7 protein-coding genes are annotated in these 10512 nt (G+C 59.6%); all 7 read right to left on the bottom strand.

What is annotated here, in order from left to right:
* Window positions 1–46: 46 nt before the first annotated feature.
* Complete coding sequence (locus HPY64_11255; protein NPV67713.1) at window positions 47–565, bottom strand: hydrogenase iron-sulfur subunit; 519 nt, start codon at window positions 563–565, stop codon at window positions 47–49.
* The gene (locus HPY64_11260; GenBank protein NPV67714.1) at window positions 565–3723 is read right to left on the bottom strand and encodes a CoB--CoM heterodisulfide reductase iron-sulfur subunit A family protein; all 3159 of its coding nucleotides are present in this window, start codon (window positions 3721–3723) and stop codon (window positions 565–567) included. Before HPY64_11260 ends, HPY64_11255 begins: the two co-directional genes overlap by 1 nt.
* Window positions 3724–4052: 329 nt before the next feature.
* The gene (locus HPY64_11265) at window positions 4053–4304 is read right to left on the bottom strand and encodes a hypothetical protein (protein ID NPV67715.1); all 252 of its coding nucleotides are present in this window, start codon (window positions 4302–4304) and stop codon (window positions 4053–4055) included.
* A 400-nt stretch (window positions 4305–4704) separates the two neighbouring features.
* Entirely contained in the window at window positions 4705–6060 is a 1356-nt protein-coding gene (locus HPY64_11270; protein NPV67716.1) for a beta-lactamase family protein, read from the bottom strand.
* A 104-nt stretch (window positions 6061–6164) separates the two neighbouring features.
* Window positions 6165–6995: a GNAT family N-acetyltransferase gene (locus HPY64_11275; GenBank protein ID NPV67717.1), complete on the bottom strand. Its 831-nt coding sequence runs from the start codon at window positions 6993–6995 to the stop codon at window positions 6165–6167.
* 5 nt (window positions 6996–7000) lie between these two features.
* On the bottom strand, window positions 7001–8524 hold the full coding sequence (locus tag HPY64_11280; protein ID NPV67718.1) for a serine hydrolase: 1524 nt from the start codon (window positions 8522–8524) through the stop codon (window positions 7001–7003).
* A 62-nt stretch (window positions 8525–8586) separates the two neighbouring features.
* Window positions 8587–10194 carry a hypothetical protein gene (locus HPY64_11285; protein NPV67719.1) on the bottom strand — a complete coding sequence of 536 codons (1608 nt, stop codon included), beginning with the start codon at window positions 10192–10194 and terminating at the stop codon, window positions 8587–8589.
* Window positions 10195–10512 lie beyond the last annotated feature (318 nt).

Raw genomic sequence — 10512 nt, forward strand, 5'->3', positions numbered from 1 at the left:
GCGTTGATAGCTCGACCGGTTGTGGTGTGTTGGAAGCGGATTGGGGTCAGCGCCGCCCAGGAAGCGATCCGGTGCGTCTGCCCCGCCAGCCAATCTCGTCGTCGGGTTCCGGTTCAGAGGGGTGGGGTGCTTCGCCAGCCTGGCTGGCACGCTTAAGTGGATTCGGGCCAAGCGTCCTGATGCGGTCGGTCATCGTCCGGGCTGCTGCGGCGAAGGCCTGGGCCTGGCTGCCGGACATGAAGAATATCTCCAGCCGGTCCCCGCCCAGACCGATAGCGTCGAGGATTTGCCTGGCGCGTTGTACCCGGGCCAGCCCGCGCTCGTTGCCGCGCACATGGTGACAGTTGCCGATGGGGCAGGCGACCAGGTAGACGCCGTCAGCCCCTTGCTCAAAGGCTTCCAGCAAATAGCGGATGTCGGTCTTGCCGGTGCAGGGCAGCCGCACGAATTTGACATTGGCGGGATACTGCACGTCCATGATGCCGGCAGTGTCAGCGGCCATATAGCCGCAATAGATGCAATAAAAAGCGGTGATCTCCGGCTCAAACGGCTGTTGAGCGCTCATCAGGTGGCCTCCCCCGGCATGGCGGCGGGCAGCCAGCTCCCCAACCCGCCGATGGGCCGGAGCATCATCTGGTCATCGGTGTAATGGACAAGCTGGATGGCGTTGGCCGGGCACTCAGCGGTGCAAGTGCCACAGCCCTGGCACTGAGCCGGATCGATGAACGCTGCGCCGCCTAGCCCGCCAACACCGGTCCGCCCCTCCTGCTGGATGACCTGGGGGATGGCAAAGGGACAGACACGGGTGCAGGTCAGGCAACCGACGCATTTCTGCGGATCGACACGAGCGACCACGCCGCCCAGGTAAAGTGATTGCTGGGCCAGGAGCGGCAGCGCCCGCGCGGCGGCGGCCAACGCATGGCTGATGCTCTCCTCGATGAACTTGGGGTAATGAGCCATCCCCGCCAGGAAGATCCCCTCGCGCATAAAGTCCATGGGCCGCAACTTAATCTGTGCTTCGGCGAAGAAGTGTTCACTGGAGAGCGGCACGCGCAGCATCTTTGCCAGCGCTTCCGTGCCTTCCGCCGGGGCAATGGCCATGCTCAGGGGTACCAGGTCAGCGGGTAGCTCCAGATCGCAGTTGAGCGAAAGGTCACGCACCCGGACGCGCAGGCGCTGACCATCGTGGATGACCTGCGGTGGGGCATCATCGGTATAACGGATGAATACCACCCCGTGATTGCGCGCTTCGGTGTAGTAGGCCTCGCGGAATCCATAGGTCACGATGTTCTTGTAGAGCACACTGACCCGGCAATTGGGGTTGAATAGCCTGAGGCGCACGGCGTTCTTCATCGCATTGGTGCAGCAGACCCGCGAACAGTATTCGGGCGTATCTTCGGGTCGTACACACTGGATCATCACCACGTCGCGCAACCGGGCGATCTCCTCCGGCGCGTGAATGATCTTCTCCTCCAGTTGTCGCTGGGTGATGACGCCTGGTAGTTCCAGCAGAGGGTGCTGATCGGTTTCGCGTCCGCCGGTTGCCACGATGGTCACGCCATACTCGATCTCGCGGTCTTCGGTGGAGCCATCAGGGTATGTGGTGCGCAGGACGACGCGGAAGAAGCCGACATGTCCCTGGTGGCTGATGACCTCGGTGCGCGTGTGGACCGTGATGCGCTGGTGCGCACGCACCCGGTTGACGAGATCGCGCAACAGACGCTGGGGGTGGTAGCCCTCGGCCACATAGTGGATCTGCAGCAGGTTGCCACCCAGCATCTCTGTGCGTTCAACCAGATGGACATGGTAGCCGCTATCGGCGATGGACAGTGCAGCAGTCATCCCGGCCACGCCACCGCCGATCACCAGGGCTGTTGGGCGGCAGCGGTGACGATCCTTGTGGACAGGTTGGGCCGCCATCACCCGCCCGACAGCTACCCGAACAAGCTCCTGTGCCTTGCGCTGGGCAAGGGCCGGTTGCTGGCGGTGGACACGGCTACACTGTTCCCGCAGGTTGACCACTTCCAGCAGGTAAGGATTAAGACCGACCATGCGGACTGCCCGCTGGAATAGCGGCTCATGGGTACGGTTGCTACAGGCGGCCACCACGATACGATTGAGCTTCTCATTCTGGATTCGCGCCTGGAGGTGTTCCAGCCGCTCGGGCAAACAGGCGAAGTCAATGACGCCAGCGGCGACGACGCCGGGCAGTCGTTCAGCCGCCTGGGCCAGGGCTGGCAGGTCGAGCACGGCGCTGATGGTGCCGCCACAGGTGCAGGCGAAAACCCCAACGCGTGGCGGTTCGCCACTGACATCGCGTTCGGGCGGCACGCCATCAGGAGCCAGGAACGGCCATTCGCGGGAATAGGGGTGTGTGTTCAGTCGGTCGTTCAACAGGCGCATGGCTTCGGCGGCGGCGCCGCTGGCATCGATGATCGTCTCGGCGATCTCTTTGGGCGAGGAGAACGCGCCACAGACGAATATCCCCGGCCTGCTGGTTTGCAGGGGGGTGAATTTGTCTGTCTGGCAGAAGCCGTACTCGTTCAACTCGATACCGAGCAGATTCGCCAGGTGCCGCGCCCCTTCCGGCGGTTGCAGTCCGGCGGCCAGCACCACCATCTCGGCGGTCTCCTGGTGTAGCGTTCCGTCCGGTTCGGCGTAATCCAGGACAAGGTTGTGCGTGGTAGGGTCCTCATGGATTCCGGAAACACGGCTGCGGATGTAGCGGACGCCATGTTTCTTCCGCGCCCTGGCAAAATAGGAACTGTACTCCTTGTTGAAGGCGCGTTCATCCATGATGAAGATCGTGCAGTTGACATCACTGCCTAAACGCTGCTTGGCCAGCATCGCCTCTTTGGTCGCCACCATACAGCAAATGGAGGAGCAATAGCGGTTTTGCTGATCGCGGGAGCCGATGCACTGCAGCCAGGCGATAGAGCGCGGGCGCTGATGATCAGAGGGTCGGATCACGATGCCCTCTGTCGGTCCAGAGCGGCTGGCCAGCCGTTCGTAATGCATAGCGTGCAGCACGTTGGGGTAACGACCGTAGCCCAGTTCTTCCAGTGGTGTGGGATCATAAATCTGGAAGCCCAGAGCCAGGATCAGAGCGCCCACTTCCACAGTCAGCAATCGGGGCTGTTCGGACAGATCGATAGCGGCGCTGGGACAGGCATCAGCGCAACGGTTGCAGGAGACGCAATATGGCCCCCGCTCGATCACGTAAGTGTCTGGCACAGCGCGGGCGGCTACTTTGTGGATCGCCTTGTGGGGGGTCATGCCCTGCTGGTAAGGGTCAGGAAGCTCAGCCGGGCAGACTTCAGTGCAACGCCCGCAACCGGTACACCGCGCCGGATCGACATAGCGCGGGTCCTGGCGCAGTGAAACAGTAAAATCGCCGGCCTGGCCCTGCACGTCTAGGACGTGCGTGCCAGTCAGAACGGTGATGTTGGGATGCTGATTGTGGGGTATGTAAGCGGGGGAGATGGAGGGGCGGGTGCAGCCGTAACCATGATCCGGGGTACCCCGGCAGAGCACGCAATCGTGCTGGGGAAACATAAAACCAAGTTGCGCTACCCGCCCGCCTAGACAGGGCGTTTGCTCCACAAGATACACGCGCAGCCCGGCATCCGCCAGATCCAGGGCGGCGCGCATACCCCCGATGCCTCCACCGACGACCATCACAGCGCCGGTCGGTAGGCCTTCCCTCTGGTTTGCTGGAGCCATGGTTCCCCCTGACCCTCAACGCATGGCCAGCCAGACAGCAGTGCAACCGTATAATCTATTATAGGGAAGAGTTTGCTTTCACGTCAATTTGGGTGAGGATATTCACAAATGGAAATGGACCGTTCACGCAAGTGCTATGCACCTGTAAGCCTGCGGACAGTGAGGATCGTGCCTGCTGTTGGCGCGGGGCGCAACAATACAGAGGCCCCGGCTCAGAGAGTAGATGCGCCGGGGGCGAACAACGTTGGTGTGGGGGCTCTTGTACTGCCGTAGCCTGACTGTCGGGGGGGAATTAAATGGGCCGGGCAACAGTCATGTTGAACTGCCGGTTACGGCTTATACACCTCCGTGTTACGGTTGACTTCCTCGATGACCCGGATAGCGACTTCGTCCCCCGCCTGTGCTGACGTGATGTTCTGGTGGTTGACCTGCATGGAGGTGACATCCTGCTCAAACAGGACAAAGCCGCGCTTGACAAACTGGACGTGGTCGCCAACGGCCAGAGGCCGCTCCAGCTGAACCACAGCCACACGGATACGGTCGAAGTAGTGGGTGACCTTGCCAACCCTGACGCCGGTCATGGCAGCCCTCCTGAACCTCACTGCTTTCTACCATTGTAAGGCTTTTTGCCTCAGAGATTGCGCCCGGATTTTGCCGCCAGCGCCTGGCGCTGGTAGTGCTGGTTTCGCTCACGATCGGCTGTCTGCCAGGGGCGCTTGAGGCCTTCTCCGGCGGTATTCCGAATGCAGCGCTGATGCACCTGGCAGATGCCTGTTACGGAGGGCGGGTCGCCAGCAAGATGGCGCAGTCAGTATTCGGTGGAGTGCGGTATATTGCCCGAAAGCACAGAATGAGTTCCGGCTCGCCAGGCGCACCGTCCTGGCCAGGCCGGAACTCATCTTTTTTGCGGAACTCCTTAGCGTCCGGGTACGGGTGCAGCGGGGGAGAACATACGTCCCGGCATTGTGGTTGGTCAGCAGATTATTCGATACGTTTGTTGATCCGCGCGCCCAGCCGCAGCCAGCCAATGCGGCCATCTTCCCTGCGGAGGAATTCCGCCCGTATGTCTTTATAGATGCCTTCGGTGAGGTATGCCTGGTCTTTGCCACACATTGCCAGTTTGATAGGCGGAGGCGCCGGTGGTTTTTCCTCTGTCTCCAGCTCGACGCTCTGCGAAATCGACACGAAGAGGGAGCCATCTTGCAGGGTGACATCAAAGCTCATCGCCGGGCGGGCGTATTTGCCCACATACTCCTGCAACTGCTCAGGAGTGACGTCGATGGGTGTGGGAGCAGGTTCCTCAACGCCGAGGAATTCCCTGAGCGCCAGCTTGACACCCTCGTCGATGGGCATCCTGCCATGATCCCCGTTGGTCAAGATTGCTATGGCAAACTGCCGGGCGGGAGCGATCACCAGCCTGCTGTTCTGCCCCAGGGTGGTGCCGCCGTGTTCGATGAACTTGACGCCGTTGAGTGTCTTGATCCACCAGCTCAGACCCACATCGCCATCAAAGTCGTTGATGGGGAAGGTGGGCGTCTGCAGCAGCTGCATTGATTCCGGAGTTAACAGACACGTTCCGTCCTCTGTGGTCCCATCGCCCATGTAGAAACGGGCATAGCGCAGCAGGTCCCTGATATGGCAGGTAATCCCGCCGGCAGGATTGACGGCGCGAGGGAGTTCCCAGGGGCGCTGAACCCGGGGAGCATTGTCAATGACGACATGCCCTACCGCGAACCGGAAGGTCAGCAGATCGCGCGCAAAAAAGAACGAGCGCTCCATGCCCAGCGGCGCAAAGATCAGTTCCTTGATCGCCGCCTCGTAGGTTTTGCCAGTCACCTTCTCAATCAACAACCCGGCGATGCTGAAGGCGGCATTGTTGTAGGAAAACAGGGTGTCCGGCGGCGCCAGTTGTTCTACTCCGGCCAGCTTTTCCACGTAGGTTGCCAGCGCGTCATCGTTGGTACCGGTATCGGTGAAGACATCGCCATCCCACCCCGTGCTATGAGTCAGCAGGTGGCGCACCGTGGTGGTCGCAGCGACCGATTCATCGGCGACGCGGAAGCCGGGCAGGTAGTGCCGGACGGGCGCGTTAAGGTCGAGCTTGCCCGCTTCGACAAGGCGCATGACGGCCGTGGCAGTGAAGGTCTTGGAGATCGATCCGATCTGGAACAGGGTCTCGTCGGTGACTGCCAGCGGGTTGTCCACGCTGGTCACGCCCAGACCGGCTGTAAAGGTCTGATCGCCGTGGACAAGCCCTACTGCCACACCGGGCACATGATGCTCTTCCATCATGTTTCTGACAATCTGGACGACCTTCTCGAACTTTTCCTGGCTCATGAGTCCTCCTGTAGGTTGAGGGCAGGATTAATTGCCCATCAGGGCATCCAGGCGAATATGCTGTGCCGATACAGCAGCAGCCATTCCGAACCGGTCGACAAGCGCTACGGTTGCGACTGCGGTTCCAGGCGCTTCAGGACATACCAGCCTCTTTCCTCCCGGGTCACGAAATCCACGGCGACATACCCTCGCTGGAATGCCGCCTGCATGGCCTGGCGTAACGCCAGTTGCCAGCGCTGGGCCAGGCCGATGTTGCTGCGTTTCAGGGCATTAAGCTGGTAGGGTATTTCGATGAAGCAGATGGAATGCTCAAATGCTGTCTCCGGGGAATAGATCAGCGTATCGCCCTCACTGGCGCGCAGGACAAACGCTGCTTTGTCAAATGGGATATCCGGTCTTTCCAGCGGCCGGTTTTCCGCTGAGGCTACCACGCGTTCATCATTGAGCAACCACCTGACTTCTAGCCGGTCGCTGGCCAGCCCGGCATTGATTTCGTCGGTCATCTCGCCATACAGATCGACATGGTAGGTATTGGCGATCGCTCCTAGATGGCGGAAATTGAAGTTGGCGTTGCCACGCTGCATGGGATCGAAGGTCCAGCCGATGACGGTAAAGCCATGTTCAAGCGCCCACTGGCGCTGCGCATGCTTGAGCCGGAAACCGACACCCTGGTCGCGGAATTCCGGCAAGACACCGGTCATGTGTGACCAGAGCAGTTTGCCTTCATCCCGCCAGCCGACAAAACCGAAGCAGAATCCCACCAGCTGTCCATCGACTTCTGCGCCGATGACGACGCCACCGTTGTGGACAACCGCGTTCATCACATACGGTGAGGTGGCCTCGCCAGGCGGCATCCCCCAGATGGCTTGCTGGAGTTCCAGCAACGCCCTGAACTCTGGCATGGTTCGAATTTCGCGGAGGATGAGGTTGCTCATAGCTACTACGCTTCAGTGGTCTGACCCTCTGAGACCGGCGCCGGAGAGGGCTTCCGGGTGAACTCAATGGCTTTCACGCCCGGCGCAAGCGGGAGCGTAACCGCACTGACCGATCCGTCAATGCCGATTGAGAAGGTAGTCGGCAGGTAAGCAGGGGTTAGTTTCGCTTTGGCCAGGAATACATCGTAATGATGATGGGTCAGCGGCATTTCCAGCCGGTTATAGATGGCTACCAGTTCCTCACCACGACATTCAACAGTCAGCACGCCATAGCCGGGGTGCACATATTCGCCGGCGTAATCAGCCAGCGGGTGGGACGGTCTGGTATCGGGAATCCGGGAGTCCATCAGCTTCTGGTTAGCCTGCTCAGCGCCTTCCAGCATCTTGTTGTAGAAGTCCTGCCAGAGGGCGTTCCAGTCGATCGGCTGGAGGCCCAGCAGGAGATCCATGGCATGGCAGGTGATCGGCAGCGCCGCCACCCCATCCAGATTCGTCAGGACGACCAGGCCGAGCTTTTCCTGTGGCAGCAATGACACCAGGGCGCAGAAACCATCGATATTGCCACCGTGGTGCACCCAGCGGTGACCGCGGTAATTCTGGACGAACCAGCCGAAGCCGTAACTGGCCTGTCCCACTTCGGGGTGAGTTTCGAGCGGCGGGTACAGCATGGCCTCAGGAACAAGGGGCATCTGGGCGCAATGGAGTTCCTTGAGTGTATCTTCGGCGATGATCCGGTGGCCTTTGAATTCGCCGCCATTGAGATTCATGATCACCCAGTTGGCCATGTCGATGATGTTGGAGTTGATCGATCCCGCCGGGCCTACCGCATCGATGTTGCGGAAGGGGATCCGCTCGCGCTGCCTGGTCTTGTGGTCAGTTTCATAGGGCAGGGCGTGGTTATCAGTCTGCTGCGAGACTTCTACGGAGAAATTGCTGCTGGTCATCTCCAGCGGATCAAAGATGCGCTGCTGGACAAGCTCTTCCCAGCTGGTCCCATTGACGTGCCCGGCCAGATACCCTGCCGTCACGTACATGAGATTCTGGTATTGCCAGAAGGTGCGGAAGTCTTTGCTCGGCTCCAGGTATTTCAGACGCTCAATGAGTTCTTCCCGGCTGGCGGTTGAGTTGTACCAGAGTACATCGTGCCGTGGCAGACCGGATCGATGGCAGAGCAGATCGGCCAGATTCATGCGCTCGGTGGCGAATCGATCCTGGAGTTCAAAGGTGGGCAGCCATTTCCGGATCGGCGTGTGCCAGTCGAGCTTTTTGTCGTCGACCATGATCCCGGCGCTGGTAGCGGCAAAGGCCTTGGTGCATGAACCGATGGCGAAGATCGTCTCGGGGGTTACAGGCAGCTGGCGCTCAACATCCCGGTAGCCAAAGCCCTCGGCGTAGACCAGTTCGCCATCCCTGACAACGCCAACCGCAACGCCGGGAACCTGCCAGTGCTGCATGATCTCGTTGACGAATTCGGCGAAACCTGCCAGTTCTTTCATCTTATCCTCCATAAGTGCGATACCGTCCGGCATAATTGGGGAGGGACACACCCCCTGGCGTGTCCCTCCCCGGGATCATGCAACTGCCGACGCTGCTAGTCGTTGAGCGTCCATTCCCAGGTCGGCGAATATCCCCAGGCCGTAAACCGGGCATTGCCAATACGCGCGCTGGTGACTACATAGTCTACAGTAGTGCTGATGAAGTCAGCCGCCGCGGTCTCGTGAAGGATTTCCTGCAGCCGGTAGTAGAGCGGCTGGCGGGCTTCCATGGCACAGTCTGCGGTCGCCAGTTCGGCTAGGATGCTGTCGAACTCCTCGTTGACGAACGAGCCGAAGTTCGTGCCGAAGTCGTTGACGCTGTTCCACATGAAGTTCAACAAGACATCCGGTGTTGGCTCTGGCCAGGCGGCCTGAATGATGAAAACGTCGAAGGTCTGTGAAGCGACGTACTCATTGATGATCACGCCCTGCTCACCGGTGGTCAGGGTGACGTCAACCCCCAAGGCTGACCAGTAGTCGGCGAGGACAGCCGCGTAATCCCCAAAGCCGGCGATATACACCACCTCCAGCGCCAGCGGGACGCCGTCCTTCTCCCGGACATCGCCATTGAGGACCCAGCCAGCTTCGTCAAGGAGGGCGGCGGCGGCTTCGGGATCGTAGGGATAGAGTTCCAGGTTGTTGTTGTAGGCGTCAGTCAGGATTGGGGCAACCGGGCCGACCAGGCGGCGAGCGCCTTCGCCGGTCAGCAGGACGCCATCATCATGGTTCCACCCCATGATCAGGGCCTTGCGGACCCGGGGATCACCAAGAATGGGGTGAGGCGGCTGCTCGATCAGGTTGCCATTCTCATCGCGTGCCGGCATGGGCTGGGCCGGATCAGCGAGGTTAAACAGAATTACCCGCCAACCGTTGGCTTCTCTCGGGTGAAGGACGAAATTGGGGTTGTCCACAAACGGCGCGATCTGTTCGCTGCTCAACCCCACTGCGTAATCGGCCTCACCACTTTCCAGAGCCTGGAGACGTACTGTAGGATCCGGGATGATCTTGATCAGATACTGGTCAATCTGCGGCCTTCCCATGAAGAAAGTATCGTTCGCTTCAAAGCGGATGAATTCATCCGCCAGGCGCTCGGTCAGGATGAACGGGCCGCCGCTGACATCAGGGCGCACGTTGAACTCCGAGGTCATGAAGTCGCTGTAATCGGGGGCGAACTTGTGGGCGGGCATGATCCCGATCCCGATCTGGCTGAACAAGCCACAGGTGGGGGCCTTCAAGACGATCTCAAAGTGTTTGTCGTCGATGATATTGATCGAGTCAAGTCCGCTGATCGTCCTGAAAGTCTGTACCTTGTCGCTGAACATGGCGTTCAACGTGAAGGCTACGTCTGTTGAGGTGATGGGCACACCATCGCTCCAGACGGCATCTTCGCGGATGGTAAAGGTATAGGTCAGGCCATCCTCGGAGACTACCCATTCTGCCAGGTAGGGTTCGGGTTGCCCGGTATCTACATTTGTCCGCACGAGTGAAGGGAAGATGAGGTCCTGGGCGTAGGAATCTACCCCCTCAACCCAGGTGACCGTATTGAACGTCGTCGGATCAGCGGGGAAAGCATCAATCAGCGTCTTGCCTTCCTGAGCAGAAAGCGTTGACATTCCACCCAGAACAAGACAAATCAACATGAATATTAAGATAGACTTGCGCATGTCTCGTCTCCTGAGGAAGCCATGACGAATACAAAAAGGGGGGAAAACAATTCTTTTTGATGGTAGCATGAATTATGGCAAACGCAAGCACCCGGATTTACTCCGCCAGATTCGCCAGAGTCTGACTTTGGGGCAACACAAATTTAGAGTAAACCAGACCCTGACTCATTATGGTATCAAACCCGGCTTGCCCTCCGGATTTTGCCCGGCAGGACAGGATGAGGTGCAGCATTACTCTGCAGTATCGATGCAGCACAGTTAAGGAGTTCGCAGTTTATGGCCAGAGTACACAGCCCGATCGAACCGGGTGAGGCGCAT

The sequence above is a fragment of the Anaerolineae bacterium genome (assembly GCA_013178165.1).
Classification (GTDB): domain Bacteria; phylum Chloroflexota; class Anaerolineae; order Aggregatilineales; family Ch27; genus Ch27.